Source organism: Muricoccus harenae, assembly GCF_009848505.1.
In the GTDB taxonomy this organism is placed as follows: domain Bacteria; phylum Pseudomonadota; class Alphaproteobacteria; order Acetobacterales; family Acetobacteraceae; genus Roseomonas; species Roseomonas harenae.
The window spans coordinates 58,798-79,925 of the sequence record NZ_WWDL01000029.1; the positions used below are offsets into that span (position 1 = coordinate 58,798).

At 68.8% G+C, this 21,128-nt stretch carries 17 protein-coding genes and 1 pseudogene; 3 read left to right on the top strand and 15 right to left on the bottom strand.

The window, feature by feature from the left end; genetic code table 11:
- The first annotated feature begins 54 nt into the window (after positions 1 to 54).
- Positions 55 to 1,089: an AI-2E family transporter gene (locus tag GSE44_RS19235; RefSeq protein WP_159350452.1), complete on the top strand. Its 1,035-nt coding sequence runs from the start codon at positions 55 to 57 to the stop codon at positions 1,087 to 1,089.
- Between the two features lie 78 nt (positions 1,090 to 1,167).
- Here the strand turns inward: GSE44_RS19235 and thiD are convergent, their stop codons facing one another.
- The 12 genes from thiD to GSE44_RS19295 all read right to left on the bottom strand — a co-directional run bounded on the left by thiD (position 1,168) and on the right by GSE44_RS19295 (position 13,963).
- Positions 1,168 to 1,977, bottom strand: a complete 810-nt coding sequence (gene thiD, locus GSE44_RS19240) for a bifunctional hydroxymethylpyrimidine kinase/phosphomethylpyrimidine kinase (protein WP_159350453.1) — start codon at positions 1,975 to 1,977, stop codon at positions 1,168 to 1,170.
- Positions 1,974 to 3,353: a phosphoglucosamine mutase gene (gene glmM, locus GSE44_RS19245; protein WP_159350454.1), complete on the bottom strand. Its 1,380-nt coding sequence runs from the start codon at positions 3,351 to 3,353 to the stop codon at positions 1,974 to 1,976. The genes thiD and glmM overlap by 4 nt, the downstream gene beginning before the upstream one ends.
- A 68-nt stretch (positions 3,354 to 3,421) precedes the next feature.
- Complete coding sequence (gene folP, locus GSE44_RS19250; RefSeq protein WP_159350455.1) at positions 3,422 to 4,477, bottom strand: dihydropteroate synthase; 1,056 nt, start codon at positions 4,475 to 4,477, stop codon at positions 3,422 to 3,424.
- Positions 4,478 to 4,623: 146 nt separating this feature from the next.
- Positions 4,624 to 6,549 carry an ATP-dependent zinc metalloprotease FtsH gene (ftsH, locus tag GSE44_RS19255; protein ID WP_159350456.1) on the bottom strand — a complete coding sequence of 642 codons (1,926 nt, stop codon included), beginning with the start codon at positions 6,547 to 6,549 and terminating at the stop codon, positions 4,624 to 4,626.
- Positions 6,550 to 6,639: 90 nt separating this feature from the next.
- On the bottom strand, positions 6,640 to 7,788 hold the full coding sequence (tilS, locus tag GSE44_RS19260; protein ID WP_235924956.1) for a tRNA lysidine(34) synthetase TilS: 1,149 nt from the start codon (positions 7,786 to 7,788) through the stop codon (positions 6,640 to 6,642).
- Positions 7,789 to 7,826: 38 nt separating this feature from the next.
- Positions 7,827 to 8,714: a YbgF trimerization domain-containing protein gene (locus GSE44_RS19265; RefSeq protein ID WP_159350458.1), complete on the bottom strand. Its 888-nt coding sequence runs from the start codon at positions 8,712 to 8,714 to the stop codon at positions 7,827 to 7,829.
- Between the two features lie 211 nt (positions 8,715 to 8,925).
- The gene (gene pal / locus GSE44_RS19270; RefSeq protein ID WP_159350459.1) at positions 8,926 to 9,414 is read right to left on the bottom strand and encodes a peptidoglycan-associated lipoprotein Pal; all 489 of its coding nucleotides are present in this window, start codon (positions 9,412 to 9,414) and stop codon (positions 8,926 to 8,928) included.
- 37 nt (positions 9,415 to 9,451) lie between these two features.
- The gene (gene tolB, locus GSE44_RS19275) at positions 9,452 to 10,798 is read right to left on the bottom strand and encodes a Tol-Pal system beta propeller repeat protein TolB (RefSeq protein WP_159350460.1); all 1,347 of its coding nucleotides are present in this window, start codon (positions 10,796 to 10,798) and stop codon (positions 9,452 to 9,454) included.
- A gap of 118 nt (positions 10,799 to 10,916) precedes the next feature.
- Positions 10,917 to 12,050: a hypothetical protein gene (locus GSE44_RS19280; RefSeq protein ID WP_159350461.1), complete on the bottom strand. Its 1,134-nt coding sequence runs from the start codon at positions 12,048 to 12,050 to the stop codon at positions 10,917 to 10,919.
- Positions 12,051 to 12,057: 7 nt separating this feature from the next.
- Complete coding sequence (gene tolR / locus GSE44_RS19285; protein ID WP_159350473.1) at positions 12,058 to 12,522, bottom strand: protein TolR; 465 nt, start codon at positions 12,520 to 12,522, stop codon at positions 12,058 to 12,060.
- 58 nt (positions 12,523 to 12,580) lie between these two features.
- Positions 12,581 to 13,324 carry a protein TolQ gene (gene tolQ / locus GSE44_RS19290; RefSeq protein WP_235924957.1) on the bottom strand — a complete coding sequence of 248 codons (744 nt, stop codon included), beginning with the start codon at positions 13,322 to 13,324 and terminating at the stop codon, positions 12,581 to 12,583.
- Positions 13,325 to 13,528: 204 nt separating this feature from the next.
- Entirely contained in the window at positions 13,529 to 13,963 is a 435-nt protein-coding gene (locus GSE44_RS19295; protein WP_159350463.1) for a YbgC/FadM family acyl-CoA thioesterase, read from the bottom strand.
- A 202-nt stretch (positions 13,964 to 14,165) separates the two neighbouring features.
- Between GSE44_RS19295 and GSE44_RS19300 the strand changes: the two genes are divergently transcribed.
- A complete protein-coding gene (locus GSE44_RS19300; protein WP_159350464.1) occupies positions 14,166 to 15,185 on the top strand; it encodes a TonB-dependent siderophore receptor in 1,020 nt (339 codons plus the stop codon).
- Between the two features lie 65 nt (positions 15,186 to 15,250).
- Here the strand turns inward: GSE44_RS19300 and GSE44_RS19305 are convergent, their stop codons facing one another.
- Complete coding sequence (locus tag GSE44_RS19305; protein ID WP_159350474.1) at positions 15,251 to 16,465, bottom strand: IS110 family RNA-guided transposase; 1,215 nt, start codon at positions 16,463 to 16,465, stop codon at positions 15,251 to 15,253.
- A gap of 255 nt (positions 16,466 to 16,720) precedes the next feature.
- On the opposite strand from GSE44_RS19305, the pseudogene GSE44_RS19310 reads away from it, so the two are divergent.
- Positions 16,721 to 17,902, top strand: a pseudogene (locus GSE44_RS19310) (TonB-dependent siderophore receptor).
- Between the two features lie 58 nt (positions 17,903 to 17,960).
- Here GSE44_RS19310 and GSE44_RS19315 read toward each other — a convergent pair.
- Complete coding sequence (locus GSE44_RS19315; RefSeq protein WP_159350465.1) at positions 17,961 to 18,461, bottom strand: transposase; 501 nt, start codon at positions 18,459 to 18,461, stop codon at positions 17,961 to 17,963.
- Positions 18,462 to 18,689: 228 nt separating this feature from the next.
- Positions 18,690 to 20,291, bottom strand: coding sequence for an FAD-dependent monooxygenase (locus tag GSE44_RS19320; protein ID WP_159350466.1), 1,602 nt, complete (start codon positions 20,289 to 20,291; stop codon positions 18,690 to 18,692).
- Positions 20,292 to 21,128: the final 837 nt, after the last annotated feature.

A 21,128-nucleotide genomic window follows, 5' to 3' on the forward strand; every position in this document is an offset into this window, starting at 1 on the left:
AGCAAGGCGACGGGCCGCACGCAACTCAGTGCCCGGCGCCCCGTTGCGCCCGGCATGACACGACACGCCAGCGCCACTCTTCTGATCGTTCTGGCGGTCGTCACGCTGATCGGCTTCCTCGCTCCCTCCTTCGTCCTCATCGTCTTCGCTGCCTGCCTACTGGCCGTGGCCTTGCGGGCGGCCGGCGTTCCCCTCGCCATCCGGCTGGGCATTGCCCCGCATTGGGGCGTGATGATCGTGGCCCTGCTGGCGCTCGTTGCCATCGGGCTGTTGCTCTGGTTCGGCTTCGCCAGCCTGGCCGAGCAGATCCGCCAGTTCAGCCAGGCCGCGCCGCGCGTGTTGCGGGACCTGCTGGACGTAGCCGGCGGACTTCCCGGTGCGGATTGGCTGAAGCAGAACATCTCGTCCGAGCAGGTGCAGCCTTCGGCCCAGACCGCGGCGAACATGGCCCTTGCGGGGGTGGACAACACGCTGGGCGCGCTGGGCAACTTCCTACTCGTGCTGCTGCTCGGGCTTTACATCGGGGCCGACCCCACCCTCTACCGGCGAGGGGCGCTCGCCCTGCTCTCGCCTGGCATGCGGCCGCGCGGCGAGGCCACGCTGAACGCCATGGCGCATGCGCTGCGCGGCTGGCTGCTGGGGCAGATGTTCGCCATGGTGGTCAGTGGCACCCTCACCTTCCTCGGCCTTTGGGCACTCGGCGTGCCGCTGGCGGGGCTGCTCGCGATCCTCACCGCCATCTTCGGCTTCATGCCCTATATCGGGCCGGTGATCGGTTGCGTGCCGGCGATGCTCATCGCCGCCTCCGAAGATCCGTCACTGGTGCCCTGGGTGATCGGCCTGTTTGTCCTCGTGCAGAATATTGAGGGGAATTTCCTGACGCCCATGGTGCAGAAGCAGTCCTCCGACGTGCCGCCCGCGCTGCTGCTCGGTGCACAGGCGCTGTTCGGCAGCGGACTCGGCTTCCTCGGCGTCCTACTGGCTGCGCCGATCGCCGCCGCTGGCATGGCGGCGATCCGCGTCTCCTATGTCGAAGGCTGGGTCGAGGACCCTGGGAACGCGACGGAGAAAACGCTCATCCGTCCCTGAATGGGAAACTCTTGACGGTTCGGGATCAACGCGATTGCCCCACATTGCAGGACCCCGTGGCGGGTTCGCAGCCGGCCTTTAGCCCAGCGCGGCCACCCGCGCCGGATCGACCGTCACGCCATGGTCCAGCGGTCCATGTCCCTTTCCGAATCCGGGTGCCGAACGGATTGCCGCTGCCACATAGGCCCGTGCGCGCATCACCGCGTCCCGGAGCCCCATCCCCTGCGCCAAGCCGGCCGCGACGGCGGAGGCAAGCGTGCAGCCCGTTCCATGCGTGTGCCGCGTCGCGATACGGGGGCTTTCGAACACTTCCACCCCCTCCTCGGTGGCCAGAACATCCCGCACCACCGGCCCGTCCAGATGCCCGCCCTTCAGCAGCACCGCCGGCACGCCGAGCGTCATCAGCACCTCCGCCGCATGGCGCATCGCGGGAAGGTCGGGGATGGGCATGCCGGACAGCACCTCCGCCTCCGGCAGGTTCGGCGTCAGTATCGTTGTCAGTGGCATCAGGCGGCGCTTCAGCGTCTCAACCGCAGTAATATCCAGCAGCCGCGCGCCACCCTTCGCGACCATCACCGGGTCCGCCACCAGCGGGATGCCGCAGCCGGCGAGCGCGTCACAGACGGCATCGATCGTCCCGGCATCCGCCAGCATGCCGGTCTTGATGCAGTCCGCGCCAATATCCTCCAGTGACATGCGGATCTGCAGCTGCAGGAAGTCCAGCGGCACCGGGTGCACAGCGCGCACGCCTTCGGTGTCCTGGGCCGTCAGCGCCGTGATGGCCGTGGCCGCATAGGCGCCGAGCGCCGTCACCGCCTTGATATCGGCCTGAATTCCGGCCCCGCCGCCGGAATCCGAGCCTGCGACGATAAGCACCCGTCCCTTCATTCCGCCGCGACCCGCGCCGGCGTGCTCGAGGCGGCGCGGATCACATCGGCCAGCCTTGCGGTCAGCGCCTCCACCAGACTTTCCTCCTCCGCCTCGACCATCACGCGGATCAGCGGCTCGGTCCCGCTGGGTCGGATCAGCACGCGGCCGCGCGCGCCCAGCTCGGCCTCCGCCTCGGCGATGGCGCCAACCACCCGCTCATCCTTCAGCGGCGCCCCGCCGGCATGGCGGACATTCACCAGCTTCTGCGGCAGCGGCACGAAGCGGCGCAGCACCTCGCTCGCCGGCCGCCGTTCCTCCACCAGCACCGCCAGCACCTGCAGCGCGGCCACCAGCCCGTCCCCGGTGGTTCCATGGTCCGACAGGATCACATGCCCCGACTGCTCGCCGCCGAGGTTGCAGCCGCGCTCGCGCATCGCCTCGCCGACATAGCGGTCCCCCACCCTGGTCCGGTGAAGAGCGAGTCCCTTTTCCTTCAGAAATCGTTCCAGCCCGAGATTGGACATGACGGTGGCCACCACCGCCTCGCCCCGTAGCCGCCCCTGGGCCGCCCAGGATTGCGCGACCAGCGCCAGGATCTGGTCGCCATCGACCACCGCGCCGGTCTCATCCACCAGCACCACCCGATCGGCATCGCCATCCAGCGCGATACCCAGATCAGCGCGCCGCTCGCGCACCAGCGCGGCAAGGGCCGCCGGCGAGGTGCTGCCGCAGCCCTGGTTGATGTTGAACCCGTCCGGCGCCACGCCGATGGACACCACCTCCGCCCCCAGCTCCCAGAGCACGGTGGGCGCTACCTTGTAGGCGGCGCCATGGGCGCAATCGACGATGATGCGCATCCCCTCCAGGCTCAACCCGCGGGGGAAGCTGGCCTTTACCGCCTCGATATATCGTCCCGGCGCGTCCTCGAGCCGCGAGGCCCGGCCGAGCTTCGAGGGAGCCGCGAGCGCCGAGGTCAGGTCGCCGCCCATCAGCGCTTCGATCTCGCTCTCCTGCTGGTCCGAGAGTTTCAGCCCGTCCGGCCCGAAGAGCTTGATCCCATTGTCCTCGAAGGGATTGTGCGAGGCGCTGACCATGACCCCGAGGTCGGCCCGAAGGCTGCGCGTCAGCAAGGCGATGGCGGGGGTGGGCAGCGGCCCGACGAGCACCACGTCCATCCCGGCGCCCACGAAGCCGGCCGTCAGCGCCGGCTCCAGCATATAGCCGGACAGCCGCGTGTCCTTGCCGATCACCACCCGGTGCCGGTGCTGGCCCCGGTTGAAGAACCGGCCCGCGGCCTGGCCCAGCCGGAGCGCGGTCACCGCATCCATGGGGGCGCGATTGGCCACGCCGCGGATGCCATCCGTGCCGAAGAGGCGTCTCTGGTTGTCGCTCATGCTGGGCCTCCCGCGCATCGCGTTCCGTTTAGCGCAGCTTCGCGGCCACGTCAGGGTGGCGCTGGGCCTCACCCCTGCGGCGCCGCCCCGGCCACGCTGGCGCGCCACAGCCTCAGCGCCGCCACCGTCTCTGCCACGTCATGCACCCGCACCATCGATGCCCCACGGGAAGCGCCGGCGACCGCCACCCCAATGCTGCCGGCCATGCGGTCGCGCGGGGTGGAGACGCCGGAGATCGTGCCGATGAAGCGCTTCCGGGAGGCACCCAGCAGGATGGGGCAGCCGAGGCCGAGCAGGATCGGCAGCCGGTCCAGCAGCTCGAGATTATGGTCCATCGTCTTGCCGAAACCGATGCCAGGATCGACCATGATCCGGTGGCGCGGGATGCCGGCGGCCTCGCAAGCGGCGATGCGTCCGGCCAGGAAATCGGTCACCTCCAGCGCCACATTCGCATATTCGGCGTGCTGCTGCATCGTCGCGGGGTCCGTTCCCGGCATGTGCATCAGCACCACGGGGCAGCCGGCCTCGGCCACCACGGCCATCGCCTCCGGATCGTGGCGAAGAGCGGTAACGTCGTTCACCACCTCCGCCCCGGCATCCAGGGCAGCGCGCATGGTGGCGGCATGGCGGGTGTCGACGCTGACCGGCGCGTCCTTCGCGATCTCCCGGATCACCGGCAGGATGCGTGCGGTTTCGGTCTCTGCATCAACCGGGGGCGAGCCGGGCCGGGTGCTCTCGCCGCCTACATCGATGATGTCGGCACCGGCTTCCAGCATGGCATTGGCCGCCATCAGCGCCGCGCGCGGGTCGAAATGCTTCCCCCCGTCAGAGAAGCTGTCCGGGGTGACGTTCAGCACAGCCATGACCAGAGGCCGGCCGAGGCTGGCGGCATCGGGAAGGCCGGCGAAGGGTTGGGGCGGACGGGTCAGGGCCAGAACGGCGTCCTGCCAGCCCTCCGGTGTCTCCACCGCGGGCATCAGGCCGATGACCGCCCCGTTCTCGATCAGCCGCACCAGGGTAAAGGCCGCCGCGCCACCCTCAAGCGGCAGGGCGGCCCCGGCGGCCACGGCAGCGATGGCGCCGCGCCCATGCAGCAGCCCCATCGGTTCGACCCAGCGCGCCATTGGCCCTCCCATCGTCCCGGCATCACGGCCCCGGACGGAAACGGGGGCCACTGAGGGCCCCCGTTCCATTCAAGCGTTTCGCTGCCTGCCGCGCCAGTGGGCTACGGAATTGTCAGCCACGAGCCGGGCGCAATACCCGGTCCGAATCAGGCGCCCGAGGGAGCCGGATGCAATCCGCCGGTGTCCGGGCGGGGATTGGGCCGACCCGAGCTGGGAACGCTGCCCCGGCCCTGGTTCACCGGCTCATCGGGGCGGTCGCGCACGATCGGATCGCCGCGCAGGAGGTTCTTGATCTCGTCGCCCGAGAGGGTCTCGTATTCCAGCAGACCCTTGGCCAGTGCGTGCAGATCCTCGATGCGCTCGGTCAGGGTCTTCTTCGCCCGCTGATAGGCGGCGTCGATGATCGAGCGGATCTCGCCGTCGATCGCCTGGGCGGTCGCCTCCGACAGGTTCTTGGACTGGGTCACCGAATGGCCGAGGAAGACCTCCTGGTCGTTCGAGCCATAGGCGACCATGCCGATCTTGTCGGACATGCCCCATTCCGTGACCATCCGGCGCGCGAGGTCGGTCGCCATCTTGATGTCGCCCGAGGCGCCGTTGGAGACCTTGTCCGGGCCGAAGATGATCTCCTCGGCGACCCGGCCGCCCATGGCCATGGCTAGCTCGGCCTTCATCTTGGACTTGTGCTTGGAGTAGCGGTCGCCCTCCGGCAGGGACATCACCAGGCCCAGCGCGCGGCCGCGCGGGATGATGGTGGCCTTGTGGACGGGGTCGCACTCCTCCTCGCTCATCGCCATCAGGGCATGGCCCGCCTCGTGATAGGCGGTCATCCGCTTCTCGGCCTCGGACATGACGAGCGACCGGCGCTCGGCGCCCATCAGGACCTTGTCCTTGGCGGATTCGAACTCATGCATGCCCACGGTGCGGCGGCCGGTGCGGGCAGCCAGCAGCGCAGCCTCATTCACGAGGTTCGCCAGGTCGGCGCCCGAGAAGCCCGGGGTGCCGCGCGCGATCACCTTCGGATCGACGTCCGAGGCCAAGGGCACCTTCCGCATGTGCACGCGCAGGATCTTCTCCCGCCCGTTCACGTCGGGGTTCGGCACCACGACCTGTCGGTCGAAGCGGCCGGGGCGCAGCAGGGCGGGGTCGAGCACGTCCGGGCGGTTGGTCGCGGCGATGAGGATGACGCCCTCATTGCTCTCGAAGCCGTCCATCTCAACGAGCATCTGGTTCAGCGTCTGCTCGCGCTCGTCATTGCCGCCGCCCAGGCCGGCGCCACGGTGGCGGCCCACCGCGTCGATCTCGTCGATGAAGATGATGCAGGGGGCGTTCTTCTTGCCCTGCTCGAACATGTCGCGCACGCGGCTGGCGCCGACGCCGACGAACATCTCCACGAAGTCCGAACCCGAAATGGTAAAGAAGGGGACGTTCGCCTCACCCGCCACCGAGCGGGCGAGCAGCGTCTTGCCGGTTCCCGGGGGGCCGACCAGCAGCACGCCCTTGGGGATCTTGCCGCCCAGGCGCTGGTACTTCTGCGGGTCACGAAGGAACTCGACAATCTCTTCGAGCTCGCCCTTGGCCTCCTCGATGCCGGCCACGTCGTCGAAGGTCACGCGGCCCTGCTTCTCGGTCAGCAGCTTGGCCTTGGACTTCCCAAAGCCCATGGCCCTTCCGCCGCCGCCCTGCATCTGGCGCATGAAAAAGACCCAGACGCCGATCAGCAGGAGCATCGGGAACCAGGAGATCAGTATCTGGAAGAGCGGGTTGACGTCGCTCTCCTCAGGGCGCGCCACCACGCGCACGCCCTTCTCGGTCAGCTTGCTGACGAGGCTGGGGTCCTCAGGCGTATAGGTGCTGAAGGTTCGCCCATCTTGGAGCGAGCCCGAGACGATCCGCCCTTGGATGGTGGCGTCGCGGACATGACCTTGCTGGACCTCGTTCAGGAAGTCCGAATAGGCAACCTGCACCCCCCGGCTGGAGGTGGTGCCCGAGGGCTGGAACAGGTTGAACAGCGCCACGAGCAGCAGGGCGACGATCACCCAGAGCGCGAGGTTGCGGCCGAAATTGTTCACTTGGAGGTCCCGATCCTTCGCCGGACCGACCGGCTCCCCACCAAGATAGGGATGCAAGCCCCGTCAGGGAACCACCACATGACGTGGGTTTCACGCGATTGGCCCGGAGATGGGCCGGAATTCGAGCCGAGCCCCCCCTTCCAGGGCCGGAACGCAAAGCAGCCGCCCGCCTTTGTCACGCAAGGCGGGCAGCCCGGCGGCGACTGTCGCCGGCAGGCCGCCCCGCGGACCGCCCTGCCCCAGCGCCCCGATCCAGGCTCCATCCGGTGCCGAAACGACCCGCCAGCGTCCGTCCCAGAGCGCCCCCGGCAGGGCGAGCAGCGGCGGGGCGCAGCGGGCCGCCTCCCGGCACAACACCGTCCCGCGCCAAAGCGCTCCAGCCAGGCTGCCGCCGCCCCGCGCCAGCAGGGCGGTCGAGTTCGCCCGCGCCGGCGGGTGGCCGCCGCCGCCGATGGTGCGGACCAGGGCGGAGAGGGTCGCCTCCGCCACCCGGTCGGTGCCCAGCGCAGTCTGGTCAAGCCGCACCCAGCCTTCCTCACGAAAGCAGGCCGCCACGGCGAGCCGGGCCGCCACCGCCTCCCGCATCCGGGATCGCCTTATGCTGAAGGCCGACGCGGCCGCGGCCAGCGCCGCAGTTCCGTGGCTTTCGCCCGCTGGATCGCGCAGCGCCCGGCGCAGACGCGCCCGGGCGAAGCGAAGATCGTCGTTCGAAGGGTCCCGCACCGGAGCGAGCCCTTCGGCGGCCAGGAAGCGCTCGATTTGCGCCGGCGGGAGGCCGAGCAGCGGCCGCAGGATCAGCGCCCCGCCGCCAGGGCGCGCGGGCGCCATGCCGGACAGCCCTTCGTCCCCGGATCCACGCAACGCCCGGAAGGCGATCGTCTCTGCTTGGTCGGCGATGTGATGGCCCAGGAGGAGCCAGGGGGCCCCTTCGGCTTCGGCGGCTCCTATCAGCGCTGAAAGCCGGGCCGCCCGTGCCCGCTCATGCAGGGCGGAGCCCGGCGGAAGCCCAAGCGGCAGCACCCGCGCCGGAATCCCAAGGGTGACGAGTCGGGAAGCGACCCCGGCGGCTTCCTCGCCACTGCCACTGCGCAATCCGTGATCGGCCACGAGGGCGAGCACCCGCCCGTCCCTTCCTGCCACCCAGTCCCGGGCAAGAACCGCCAGGGCGAGGCTATGCGGACCACCGGACACTCCCACCGCCAGGACGGGCGCCGAACCGAAAGGGCCCAGCCCCGCCATTGCGGCCGCAAAGACCTCCCCGAGGGAGGCCTGGCCGGTCAGCGGCAGCCCGCGCTCCGGCTCGCCTGCCCCACGCGCTCCGCCAGGTTGGCGGACAAGCGGGGGAACTGGCTGCGCAGGTCGTCGAGCGTCTGGCAGGCTTCGCGCTTGGCACCGAAGCCGTTGAAGGCTGTTGCGAGGCCTACCATCGCCTCCGGCGCCCGGGCGGAGTTGCGCGAGCGGCGATAGGCGTCGTCATAGGCAAGAGCGGCGTTCTGGTAGTCGCGCTTTCCGGTCAGCGAGTCACCGAGAAGGATGCTCGCATCCTGGGCGCGCGGCGTGTTCCGCACCGCTAGCACCTCCCGCGCCGCCGCCTCTGCCGAGGCATAGTCCCGGCGGGCGAGCGCCGCCTGCCCCTCCCGCAGCGCCACCTCGGGCGTGCGCGGCACTGGCGGGGTGGCCGGGCCCGAAGGTACGGCGGGCTGGTTAGCCGGCGGGTTCAGCGCGCCCTGCTGCTGCCCGCCCGGGGGTCGCCCCGCCGAGGTGGATGCTCCAGCCTGGCCCCGGCTCTCCAGGGCGTTGAAGCGGTAGTCCATGTCGCTCTGCAGCTTCTCGACCTGTTGCTGCAGGGTGCGGTTCGTGTAATCCGCCTGCTCGGCCCGGCCGCGCAGGCGCCGGACCTCTTCCTCGAGCACGCCGACGCGCTCCAGGAGCTGCCCGATGATCTCCCCGCCAGCGACTGGCGCCCCGCCGCGGCCCGGCGGTGGCAGTTGCGGCGCAACCGGAACGCCCCCGCTCCGGCGCATCATTTCCAGTTCCTGCCGGAGCATGAGGATCTGGTTCTGGAGGTAGATGCCCTCCCGGCTCTCCGCCTGGGCGAGCGCCGCGCCGGAGGGCAGAAGCCCGGCGAGGGCCGCCCCCGCCAGGAGCAGGGCGCCGAGCGGCATTCCGCGCAGGCGCCTTTGGCCCGATTGCTTCAGGGCACGAGACCCGGTTTGCAGCATCCTCACCCCCATTGCGGCGCGGCATCCCGCGCCGGATCTTTCGTCGCCGCCCGAAGCGGGCGGCCGGGCCCGGCGCGGCCGAAGCCGTGCCGGCTGTCCGGTCAGGCTAACCGGAACGCCGCCGGCCCGGGGAGCCCGGGCCGGCGCGGCCGCATCAGCGGACCGTGGTTACGGCGCGGCGGTTCTGCGCCCAGGCCGCCTCGTCCGAGCCGAGGGCCGCCGGGCGGTCCTTGCCGTAGGAGATGGTCTGGATGCGCTGGCCCGACACGCCGCTTGCCACCAGAAGGTCGCGCGCGGAATTGGCGCGGCGCTGGCCGAGGGCGAGGTTGTACTCGCGAGTGCCGCGCTCGTCGGCATGGCCTTCCATGTAGACCTGCACCTGCGGGTAGCGGTTCAGCCAGCCGGCCTGGCGCTCCAGCGTGGCGCGGCCATCGCCGCGAACCTGGCTGCTGTCCGTATCGAAGAAGACGCGGTCGCCGACATTGGCCACCAGGTCCTCCTGGCTGCCGGGACGCACCGAGCCCGCGCCGACCACGCCGCCCGAACCGCCGGCGCCGGTCGCCGCCGCGTTGGACGCCTCGTCCGACGAGCAGGCTGCCAGCAGCGCCAGGGCGCCCAGGGCGCCGAGGATCTTCACGTTCATGTCCGAACTCCTTCGAATTGTTTCACGTATGGGGTGGTCAGGCGAGAAGCGGAGACCAGGACGGATCGGTTGCATCGGTCGGGGTCAAGATCTGTCGTTCGTTGAAACCCGCGATGTCGATCTGCGCCAGTCGCGCCGAATAGCCCCCGCCGCGCGAATCGCGCGCCCGGGTCTCCCTGTAGAAGGCAAGAACGCGTCCATTTGGGGCGAAAGTGGGGCCTTCCATGCCCCAACCTTCCGAAAGGATGCGTTCGCCGGAACCGTCCGGCCGCATCACGCCGATGCCGAACTGCCCGCCGGAGATGCGCGTGAAGGCGATCAGGTCGCCGCGCGGGGACCAAACCGGCGTCGCGTAGCGGCCTCGGCCGAAGGAGATCCGCCGCGCCCCGCCACCACCAGCGCCCATGATGTAGAGCTGCTGGTCGCCGCCACGGTCCGAGTTGAAGACGATCTGCGAGCCGTCGGGCGAATAGCAGGGTGAGACGTCCAGCCCGCCGCCCGAGGTGAGCTGGCGCTGCGAGCGTGAGCCCACATCCACCGCATAGATGTTCGCGTCCCCGCCCTGGGCGAAGGAAAGTACAACGCTGCGCCCATCCGGCGAGAAGCGCGGCGAGAGCGTCATGCCCGGGAAGGAGCCCAGCACCTCGGAGCGGCCGCTGTTCAGGTCGAACAGGTACACGCGCGGCTGGTTCTGGAAGTAGGACATGTAGACGATCTGCTGCGCGTTCGGATGGAAGCGCGGCGATAGCACCTGGAAGGAGCCGTCCGTCAGGAAGCGGTTGTTCTCGCCGTCCTGGTCCATGATTGCGAGCCGCCGGGTGCGGCGGTCGCGCGGGCCGCTCTCGCCGACATAGACGATGCGTGTGTCGAAATAGCCCTTCTCGCCCAGCAGCCGCTCATAGATCACGTCGCTGATCAGATGGGCGATGCGGCGCCACTGGGCCGCGGGGGCGGTGAAGGCGGTGCCCTGGATCTGCTGCTCGGGCAGCACGTCCCACAGGCGGAACTCCACCCGCAGGCGTCCGCCCTGGTCTTCGACGCGGCCGGTCACCAGTGCATTGGCGCCGATGACCCGCCAGTCCTGGAAGCGTGGCGTCGCGGCGGCGGCCTCGGCGCTCTGGATGAAGGCGGCATTGTCCACCGGCCGGAACAGGCCGGAATTACGGAGATTGGCCTGGATCACGCGGGCGATGTCCGCGCCGCGCCCGCCACCGCCGGCCAGGGCCGGGACGGCGATCGGGATGGGATCGGTGCGCGCGCGGGTGATGTCGATCACCGCGCCCTGGGCCGTTCCTGGGGCCGTACCCTGGGCACGCGCCGTCGCCGGCACGGAGAGCAGCGCCGCGCCACCCAGGATCAGGCCACGCCGGTCGGTCTTCATCATGGATGTCAGCCCTCGGAGTTGCGGGACGGGGAAGATGCCCGGGAGGGGCGGCAACGCAACCCGCCCCTGTGCGAAACAGGGCCCGTCCGGTGGAAGTTGATCGCTGTCACCGCCCGGATCAACGCGCGAGTCCACGCGGGTTGAAGCGGAAGGTGGAGGCGTTGATGGCTGCCAGCTTGTCCCGCGGGAAAGGCAGCGGAGAGCATTTCGGATCGAGCAGTGCCCGGCGCGCCGCCTCATAGACGGCCCGCGCGCGCGGATCGGAGGGGATGCTGCCCGCTGGCCGCACCACCCGCACCACGCCTTGGGCATCCGCCTCCACGCGCAACTCGACCACGATGGCCGCGAGGTCCGGGGCGCCGGCATCCACCGACCAGCATTCGCTGATCTTGTCCGCCACGCCGCGGATCTCGCCGGAGGTGAGCGCCGCCGTGCCGGTGGGCGCCCCGCCGCCACGAGCGGGTGCGCCGGCGGCCGGATTCACCCGGGAACGCGGCGCCTCGTTCTGCGCCTGCTGCGCGCGCAGCCGGTCCAGCGTGTTCTGCACGGAATTGCTGCGTTCGGCTGGCCGCTCCACCGGCGGGGTCTGGCCAGTGCCGGGGCGGTTGTTGCTCTCGCGTGCCGGCGGCACCGGTGCCTGGTTCGGCACCGGATTGGGGCGCGGCGGGGCCGGCGGCGGGGGCGTGGCGGCGGCCTGCTGTTGCTGCGGCGGCGCGGGCGGTGTCGGCGCGGGCGGGGTCGGCGTGGCCTGCCGGATCGCATCCGGCGCCGGCGGCGCGGGCGGCGGCGGCAGGGGCAGCGGCGGGCTGGGCGGCGTGGGCTGCGCCTGGGCCTGCTGCTGCGGCGGCGCCGGGGTCGGCGGCGTGGGCACGGGCGGCGTCGGCCGGGGCGGCGTGGGCGTCGGCGGGGCCGGCATGGGCGCGGCCGCCGGATTGGGCGGCGGGGGTGGCGGCAGCGGCGTCGGCGGCTCGTTGCGCGGCGGCTCGGGCGGCGGAGGCGTGGGGTTCGGCGTCGGCGGCGTCTGCTCGGGTGCCGGCGGCGCGGGCAGCGGCAGCGGGTCCGGCGCCTGGGCGAGCTGCGGCGCGTCCGGCGTGATCACCTCCACCGGCACCGCCGTTTCCAGCGGTTCCTTGATCTCGCGGCCAGGCATCTGGATGAGCAGCATCGCGAAAACCAGCGCATGCGCCCCGAGCGAGGCGATGAGCCATGGTCGGAGCCGCCCCTCCGCCGTGCCGGTCGTGCCGTCCGCCATTTGGATGCTACCGCTGCGTCGTGGCCGCCGGGCGCGCCGGCTGGGCCTGCGGCCGTGCCGGGGTCGCACCCCCGCGCGCCGGCTGACCCGCCGGCTGCTCGGCCAACAGCGCCACGCGCGAGAAGCCGGCGGAGGAGACGATGCCCATGACCTCCATGATCCGCCCATAGGCGATGGCCCGGTCGCCGCGCACGAAGATGCGGCGTTCCGGCTGGCCCGGGGCCTGGTTCTGCATGATGGCCTGGAGCTGTGGCACCAGGTTCTCGGCCTGCACCTCGGTCTCCTGGAGGAAGATCTTTCCTTCCGGGTTCACCGTGATGGTCAGCGGCTCCTGCTCCTGGTTCAGCGCGGCGGCGTTGGTCTTGGGCAGGTCCACCGGCACGCCCACGGTCATCAGCGGCGCCGCCACCATGAAGATGATGAGCAGCACGAGCATCACGTCGACCAGCGGGGTGACGTTGATCTCGGCCATGGGACGGCGGCGGCGGCTGCCGCTCCGACCGCCCGTGTTCAGGGAAGCCGCCACGGGCTCAGACCTGCGCCGGCTGGCGTGCCGGCGCCGGGGCCTCGTCCGCCTGGCGGGAGAGGATGGCGCCGAACTCGGCGGCGAAGCCCTCCATCCGCCCCGCGAAACGCGACAGGTCCGTGTTGATCTTGTTGTAGGCGAGCACCGCCGGGATGGCGGCGACAAGGCCGATGGCGGTGGCGAACAGCGCCTCCGCGATGCCCGGCGCCACCACGGCGAGGTTCGTGTTGTTCATCCCCGCGATGGCGGAGAAGGAGTTCATGATGCCCCAGACCGTGCCGAACAGGCCGATGAAGGGCCCGACCGAGCCCACCGAGGCCAGGAAGGTCATCCACTTCTCCAGCCCGTCCATCTCACGGGTGATGGCAACGTTCATCGCCCGCTCGGCCCGGTCCTTCATGCCGGTCAGCGCGAGCGCGCCGGTGAGCCCGAGATCGGCCGCGCGCTGCCATTCCCGCATCCCGGCGCCGAAGACGGCGCCCATGGGGTGGGAAGGGCGCTCGCCCTCGGTGCGGTAGAGGTCCTCGAGGCTGCCGCCGGACCAGAACTTGTCCTCGAAGGCATCCGCCGCGCGGTTCACGCGGCGCATGGTGTTCCACTTCTCGAAGACCACGGCCCATACCCAGACGCTGGCCAGGAGGAGGCCGATCATCACGGCCTTCACCACCCAGTCGGCCTGGAGGAACAGGCTCCAGAGCGAAAGGTCGTGCCCGGCCGCGGCCAGGTTCTGCGCAGTCACACCACCCACGGGCGGTCTCCTCCATCCGCGCCCCAGAGGGGCGACTTTCACCGCGCCCCGGGGGGCGATCATCGTCCACGCCCTTCGGGGCGATCGTCATCCACGCCCCGCAGGGCGCCACATCAGGGCCCGGCACCTAGCCCGCTTGCCGGACGGCATTGCGGCGGCGCCTGCCACCCCGTTGCCACGAAGCCGGCGCCACGAAGCTGGGATTCAGCCCGCGGCGTCCTCCGGCACCGGCCGCAGGGCCGAGCGCCAGGGTTCCGGCAGGGCGACAGGCCGCAGGCTCTCCTCCGAGACGCAGACCAGCCCGACCTTCAACCGCGCGAGCACGGCATCTTTCCCCCTGGCCTCTGCGGCCACCACGTCCTGCCCCACCTCAAGCGAGGCGGCCCCCGCCTTCAGCACGCGCGTCTCCACGACCACTGCGTCATCGAGGCGAGCGGGGCGCAGATACGCCACTTCGATGCGGCGCACCACAAGCAACGAACCGTGACGTTCCATCAAAAGATGATGCGGCAAGCCAATGTCACGCAAGGATTCCGTCCGAGCCCGTTCCGCCCAGCGCAGATAGTTGGCGTGGTAGGCCACCCCACCGGCATCGGTGTCCTCGAAATATACCCGGAGGGGATAGCGATGGATGGCCATTGCGGAGCGCCCTAGCGCCGATCCGACAGCGAACCAAGGGGGGTGAGGCCACCACCCTGCTCGGTATCGGCCGGGACCAGGGCTGGCAGCGGGCCTCCGGTCGGCGGCGCGGGCCCGCCCAAATGGGAAGAAGTATTATTGCGACTCATTATTACTCGCCATAAGGCGCTCCCGGCTGTGCCGGAAATGGGGAGCTTGATCAATGATTTCGCAGAGCGCAACGAGGCGCAGGGCACCCCTCGCCGTCGCCATTATCCTTGCTCCCAGCCTCGCCGCGGCCCAGATCGCCGGGACGGATGCACCGGTGATCGTGCCGGAGGTCCAGGTGGAGGCCGCAGGCCAGACCGCCACGGGCCCGGTCCAAGGTTTCGTCGCGACGGAGCAGCGGAGCGCCACCAAGACCGACACCCCACTTCTGGAGACGCCGCAATCCGTCTCGGTCATCACCCGGGACCGCATGGATGCCCAGGCAGTCCGCAGCGTTTCCGAGGCCTTGCGCTATACGCCGGGCGTGGACAGCGAGGCCGCCGGCTTCGATCCGCGCTTCGACGACCTGCGCATCCGTGGCTTCGATGCCCGGCCGAGCCAGTACCTGGACGGGCTGCGCCTGCTGCGCCAGTTCGGTCCCAGCAGTATCGAAGAATACGGGCTGGAGCGCATCGAAGTGGTGCGCGGCCCCTCCTCGGTCCTTTATGGGCAGACCACCCCGGGCGGGTTGATCAACCTGGTCACCAAGCGCCCCACCGTGACGCCCTTCGGCGAGGTGAACCTCTCCGCCGGCAGCCATGATCGCTACAAGGGCAGCTTCGATCTCGGCGGGCCACTGACCGCGGACGGGAAGTTCCTCTACCGGCTGACCGGCGTCGTGCGGAACAGCGACACCCAGATCGATCATGTCAGCGACGACCGCTACTACATCGCCCCTGCCATCACCTGGCGGCCGGACGCCAATACCAGCCTCACGCTGCTGGGGCGTTTCCAATACGATCAGGGCGGCTCCCCTATCGGCCTGCCGTCGGTCGGCACGCTGCTGCCCAACCGCAATGGCCGCATCCCGCGCAACCGGTATTCCGGAGAGCCCGGCTTCAATAATTCCGATGTCAGCATCGCGGCCATCGGCTGGGAGTTCGAGCACCGCTTCGACGACACCTGGAGCATCCTCCAGAACGGGCGTTACCTGACGGATGTCTTCGACAAGACATTTCCGATGGGGCCGTGCTAATTTCCTGGTGTACGGGTGACCGCGTGGCCAAGAGCGGACCTGGGGATGCAAGCCCGCCGCGCCGCCTACGATGTGCGTCTCCCATTTGCGGCACCCGTGCGCCCTGTTGGCGGTGTGCTCTGCCAGTTCGCGACGAAGCGGGCATAGGCCTGCTCGGTTTGCTCAAGCCAGGCGCGTTCGCGGGCGCGCACCTCCTTGCTGTTGTAGGCATGCGCCCGACCCGGCCGTGGCCCCTTGGCAGCCGGCTGCCCGGCGGCGAGTTCCACCTTGCGGAGCTTGGCCTCGACCAGAGCCGGGCGAGCCCAGGCGTAATCCTCAGCCTTGGTCAGGAGGTGCCAGGCAAGGACGGCCAGTTTTCGCGCTGTGGCGACCGCCGCCACGGCCTTGCCGCGCCGGGCCTGGATACGCAGGAAGAAGGCGCGCAGCGGGCCCGGGGCCCGTGCTGCGGCCCAGGCGGCCTCCACCAGCATGGCGCGTGCGTGCGAGCGGCCCTGCTTGGTGATCCGGCCATGATGGGCTGGAGCCCCGCCGGACTGGCGCACGGAAGGGTTCAGCCCGAGATAGCTGACCAGCTTCTCGGGCGAGGCGAAGCGCGAGATGTCGCCGACGGCGGCCAGCAGCCCCATGGCGACCGTCACATGCACGCCGCTGAGCGTCATCAGCCGGCGCACCCGCTCGTCTTCCAGGGCACGCCCGGCCAGCGCCTGGTCAAGGAGCACCAGGTCCGCCGCCCGTTGGTCGAGGTCTGCCAGATAACGCCGGATCGCGAGCATCTCGTCAGCGGCCAGGGGCCGGGTCTCCAGCCAGACCCGGCCCGCCGCGCTGAACACCTCGCCCGGAAAGGGCGGAATCAGATTGGCGTGCAGGATGCCGTGGATCCGGTTCTTGGCCCGTGTCATCTGCTGGACAACCTGCGCCCGCTGGGCCACCAGGCGCCGGAGTGCCTCGGTCGCCTCGTCCGGCATCCAGACCTCGGGCAGGAAGCCGCTGGCATGCAGCTTGGCGAGCGCCGCCGCATCGACCTTGTCGGTCTTGACCTTGGCATGGGCAATCACCCGCACCTGGAGCGGATTGGCGACCGCCACCCGCCCCACGAAGGGGCGCAACAGGCGCACGATCATGGCCGTGTTGACCGTTGCCTCAATCACCACCTCATCATTCGGACAAAGCGTCCGGCCAAAGGCGGTCACCGCATCGCGCGTGAGATCAACCCGCCCTCCACCGCGCAGTTGCCCATTCTCAAGGATCGCCACCACCGCGAAGCTGCGGTGTACGTCCAGTCCGATCACCCGCATGTTGCCTCCCGTATGCTTGCGTTTGCCTTTGGGAGTGTGTGGGCAACACGACACTTACGGATCCGCGCTCGCAGCGCACCCGGGCTAGTCGCAGGGGCGGCCAGATAACAACGCGAGCTCGCAGCTCATCAGATAGCCCGGCCTGCCCACCACGTGCTCCCGACGCCCCTGTCCCGGAAGCCCCAGGATACAGCCGGTGGACTGTGTCTCCCAGCCCGCCGGTGGCGCCGGACCAGAATCATGCCCGATAACAACAACGTCAACTACAACACGATGTACGGCACCGGCCTCTCGGCCGAACAGACGACTCTGTCCCGCGGCACCCTCACCCAGCGCGAGGGCTCCGACACCATTAACCTCGACACCACCGTCACCGCCCGCTTCGCCACCGGGCCCATTGCCCATACCGTCCTCTTCGGTGCGGAGCAGCGCTTCTACTCAGGCAACTACCAGACATATTTCGGCCGCGGTCCATCGCTGAATCTGTTCAGCCCGAACTATGGCGGATACGTCGCCGATGCGCGCATCGCGCCCACCTTCTCCACCAATCGCGACGACCAACTGACGCAGTACGGGATCTATGCGCAGGACCAGCTTCGGCCCGGCAACTGGCTCCTGACCGTCGGCGGTCGCCAGGACTGGGCGAGCAGCAAGGCCACCAACCAGTTCAACGGGGTCCGCACCTCGCAGGATGACGATGCCTTCACTGGGCGCGCCGCCCTCATGTACCTCTTCGACAACGGGCTTGCGCCCTATGTCTCCTACTCCACCTCCTTTGATCCAGTCGCGGGCGGCACGGCGCCGCAGCGTGGCGGTGGCCAGTTCCAGCCGACCGAGGGCGAGCAGTACGAGCTGGGCCTGAAGTTCCAGCCACGCGGCATGAACAGCTTCGTCACCGCCTCGCTCTTCAACCTGACGCAGACAAATGTCAGCACACGCGATCCCCTCTACACCGGCTTCTCCGTGCAGACCGGCGAGATCCGCGTGCGCGGCCTCGAGCTCGAGGCCACCGCAAGCCTCGCGGAGGGGCTGAACCTCATTGCGGCTTAAACCTATCTCGACGGCGAGATCACCAGCGCGAACGACAACACGCAGGGCAACCGTCCCGGCCTGGTGCCGCGGCACAGCGCCAGCCTTTGGGCCGATTACCGCTTCGGAGAAGGCAGTCTCCTGCCGGGCTTCGGCTTCGGCGGCGGCTTGCGCTACATGAGCAGCCGCTTCGGGGACAATGCGAACACACTGCGCTCGCCCTCCGTGACTCTGGCGGACGCCTCGATCAGCCACCAGACGGGGCCGTACAAGCTGTCGGTGAATGCCAGCAACCTGTTCGACAAGACCTATGTCTCGTCCTGCTCCGGCGCGTTCTACTGCTATTACGGAACGGGGCGGACGGTGATCGGGACCTTGAGTTACCGCTGGTAGCACGGGTCGCTGCCGGAGCTCAATCAGGTGTAGCGCGATCTGATGGCGCTTGGGCAGGCTACGGAGGTGATGTCCCGATACTCGGCCAGCCATGCGGATTACAGGCTGGCGCTGAGGCAGTACATGGATGCCGCGGGATTTCGGGTGGTTGTTGACCTGGGGCAGCCCAGATGCCCTGCAGGCCTGTCGACCAATGCTGCACGATGGAGAGCTTCCAGCCGAGTGCGGCGGCCAGCCAGCCTTTCAGGCCAAGACAGGCGACGTCGGCCCAGATGAGGACGATCAGCGGGAGCTGAGTGGCCAAGCCTTGGAGCAGCACCTCAGCGCTGCGCCTGGCGCGCAGATCGGCCGGGTGGAGGCGGACCTTGAGGGCACGGCCCTGCGTATCCACCAGCATATGGCGCTTGCGGCCTGAGATTTCCTCGCCGCCGTCGTAGCCGCGTGGCCCATCGGCCTCGGTGCTGCGAATGGACTGGCTGTCGATATTCGCGGCAGTTGGCTGGGCCGCCCGCCCCGTTGTCATTCGCTGGCCCTCACGGAGCGCCGCGTTGAACGTCATCCAGGTGCCAGCTCGCCGCTATTTGGCATAATGCCAGTACACCGCAGGCAAAGGCGGAAACTCATGCAGGATGGCAAGCCTGCCGTGCCAAAGTGAGAAGTGGACGCAAGATGGCCCACTCTCCGTCGCCCAGATCAGAGAAACAGGGCTTGGTGTACATCCAAGCCGGATAGTGCTGGCCAGACATCTGCCGCACCACCTGGTGCGACATAAGTTGCCAAACACCCTCTAATCCGGAGCACACGGAGTCATGCTCCCGGGCGGTACACCGAGCAAGGCCAGGTAAGCCGACAGAGCTTCGGTATGGTCTCGGTCGGTTCGAAGGCCGACGTATCCATCGGGCCGGACGACGAGAAGCGTGATTTCGCCGACGCCCAGCTGCTCAGCAGCGGCTATTGCTAGCCGTGTGTGCGGTGACTGCCCATCGGAACGGGCCGTGAGCACGACCACCGCATCGATGAGAGGCGCGTGGCTCCGGGCGCGGATGGCTTCGGCAAGGCGCGCGAGCGCTTCGCTGTCCGCGGCCAGTCCGCCGATGAGCAGCGCGGTATGGCCGGCATGGTTGGCCAATTCATGCAGCAAGCAAGCTTCGCCATCGCCGCGATGAACCCCGACCGTATCCGGGACACGCTGGCCCGGCGCAAGCGCCTCGTGCCTGTCCCCCATGACGATCGCGGAGGCGCCGTAGTCAACATCGAGTTCCGCCTCCGCCATCACCTCATGATGCCGCGCCGTTGGATCGGCAAATAATGCACGCAAGGTCTCGTCGCGGGCGTGCCGCTCGGCCGGATCTGTCATGGTCTGGGCAAGCTCGACCGCGTCCCCTGAGGCGGTGATCATCTCTGCCACTGGGCGCCGTTCCGCCTCATAGCTGTCCAAGAGAGCTGGGGTGCAGTGCCCCTGGCAAACGAGCGCCAACTTCCAAGCGAGATTGAATGCGTCCTGAAGACCGCTGTTCATCCCGTGGCCTTGCGCTGGGCTGCAAACATGGGCCGCGTCCCCGGCCAGCAAGATGCGACCTGATCGGAACCGCTCGGCGACCTTCGTGTGGCAGTGAAAGCGTGTCGGGTTGGCGATGTCGTCGAAGCTGACCTTGGGCAGGTAGCGGCCGAGCGTGGACAACGCGTCCGTCACAAGGTCGGAGTCCGGAGCGCTCGGCCGCAGATAGACACGCCACCGCTGTTTCGGGAGCGCGGTGAGGATGACTGGAAGTTCGTCCAGGTAGCAATAGTTGGCCTCATATGACTCCGGCCAACCCAGCAGGGTGGCATCGAACACAGCCCACGGCTTGATGATGTCATGCCCGCTCAACTCGATTCCGCCCAGTGTCCGCACCGTGCTGCGGTTGCCATCGCACCCCACCACCCATTGGGCTGAAAGTTGCTCCCTCGCACCGCTACGCTCGATCGTCACCAACACCCCGTCCTCCTGCTGCTGCAGGTCGATCAGACGGCAGGAACGCATTATCTCGCCACCTTGGCGGTGGAGGTACTCGGTCAGGATCGACTCGGTCACCTCTTCCGAGAGGCCGATATTGAACCCGTAGCGGCTGCCGCAATCCGCGAGGTCGATCTCCCCAAGTATGCTACCCGCCGAATAGAGTCGGGCCACGCGCTGCTTAACGCCTGCGGCAAGCAGAGGTGCGGCAATTCCGAGGGACTCGAATAGTTCGAGCGAGCGTGGGTGCACGACCGTCGCCCGGTCCCAAGGCAGTGACGTAGGATGCGCGTCGATGATGCGGCAGTTGACCCCGCGGCGGCGGAGTTCCGAACCCAGCAGCAGTCCGGTCGGGCCTGCACCCACCACCAGAGCAGTCATGTCGGCCACCATGTGGAACCTGCTTGATACTACGCTCTTGATATTACATTCCGGCCCGGAATCCAAATACGGCGAGCGACGAACCTGACGAGCGGCAAGGCACGGGCAGCGTGGTGGATCGCCGTGGCCGGGCCGTGGGGCAGGCTCGAAAGTCCCAAGGTGACGGCGGTTGCACCCGAGGCCTCTGGTCGGCGGATAACGCGACCAACGGACTGCCCTTACTTTCGGCTTTCTCGTGATACGGCGTCACGCGATTATCCCCTGCTACGTGCCTGCACTACGTGGTTGCGATGGCGGGTATGGGCTTCCACGCGGCGTCTCCGCGCAAGCCGGGCACAAACCATGGACGGTTTGTCGGGATAGAAAGCAGCCGTTCAGCACTTGGCCAACTTCACCATGGCAGCTACGCGCCTATTCTGTTGAAAAAGGCCCGGCAGCGGTCGAGTAGGCAAGGAAGGAAATGGTCCGCAAATTTTCGCGTAATCTCGAAACATGCATGGAACGCCCCCCAACAACTATTGCGCTCAGACGGCGGCTCGATGTCCACCTCCGCCTTTTTTCAGAATCCGCCTACTGCGGACGGTGGCGATGTGGCCAGATCCTCCGGAAGCAGCCATTCGCTTCACCCAGCCGCAACTTCCTCAATGGACCGATGGTACCGTAAGATTTAACCAGACGATTCAAAAGTACCTGAGATTACATTCGCGACAAACGTGTAATTGGTCGGCCTTGAATAACCCCATCAGGCTGCGTGGGCGGTAATCTGGTTGCGTTCCGCCCGGTCGATCGCCTGGATGAGGCTGGCGATGAGAGCGGCCAAAAGAGCCCTGAGGTGGGCGAGGATCTTGC

What these genes read in the sequence shown, in the direction of transcription:
- glmM (WP_159350454.1), bottom strand. Translation starts at nt 3,353, where the DNA reads ATGAGCGACAACCAGAGACGCCTCTTCGGCACGGATGGCATCCGCGGC.
- thiD (WP_159350453.1), bottom strand. Translation starts at nt 1,977, where the DNA reads ATGAAGGGACGGGTGCTTATCGTCGCAGGCTCGGATTCCGGCGGCGGG.
- folP (WP_159350455.1), bottom strand. Translation starts at nt 4,477, where the DNA reads ATGGCGCGCTGGGTCGAACCGATGGGGCTGCTGCATGGGCGCGGCGCC.
- tolB (WP_159350460.1), bottom strand. Translation starts at nt 10,798, where the DNA reads ATGATGAAGACCGACCGGCGTGGCCTGATCCTGGGTGGCGCGGCGCTG.
- GSE44_RS19320 (WP_159350466.1), bottom strand. Translation starts at nt 20,291, where the DNA reads ATGGTGGCCGACATGACTGCTCTGGTGGTGGGTGCAGGCCCGACCGGA.
- GSE44_RS19235 (WP_159350452.1), top strand. Translation starts at nt 55, where the DNA reads ATGACACGACACGCCAGCGCCACTCTTCTGATCGTTCTGGCGGTCGTC.
- GSE44_RS19265 (WP_159350458.1), bottom strand. Translation starts at nt 8,714, where the DNA reads ATGCCGCTCGGCGCCCTGCTCCTGGCGGGGGCGGCCCTCGCCGGGCTT.
- GSE44_RS19295 (WP_159350463.1), bottom strand. Translation starts at nt 13,963, where the DNA reads ATGGCCATCCATCGCTATCCCCTCCGGGTATATTTCGAGGACACCGAT.
- GSE44_RS19280 (WP_159350461.1), bottom strand. Translation starts at nt 12,050, where the DNA reads ATGGCGGACGGCACGACCGGCACGGCGGAGGGGCGGCTCCGACCATGG.
- tilS (WP_235924956.1), bottom strand. Translation starts at nt 7,788, where the DNA reads ATGGCGGGGCTGGGCCCTTTCGGTTCGGCGCCCGTCCTGGCGGTGGGA.
- GSE44_RS19300 (WP_159350464.1), top strand. Translation starts at nt 14,166, where the DNA reads ATGATTTCGCAGAGCGCAACGAGGCGCAGGGCACCCCTCGCCGTCGCC.
- pal (WP_159350459.1), bottom strand. Translation starts at nt 9,414, where the DNA reads ATGAACGTGAAGATCCTCGGCGCCCTGGGCGCCCTGGCGCTGCTGGCA.
- GSE44_RS19315 (WP_159350465.1), bottom strand. Translation starts at nt 18,461, where the DNA reads ATGACGTTCAACGCGGCGCTCCGTGAGGGCCAGCGAATGACAACGGGG.
- tolR (WP_159350473.1), bottom strand. Translation starts at nt 12,522, where the DNA reads ATGGCCGAGATCAACGTCACCCCGCTGGTCGACGTGATGCTCGTGCTG.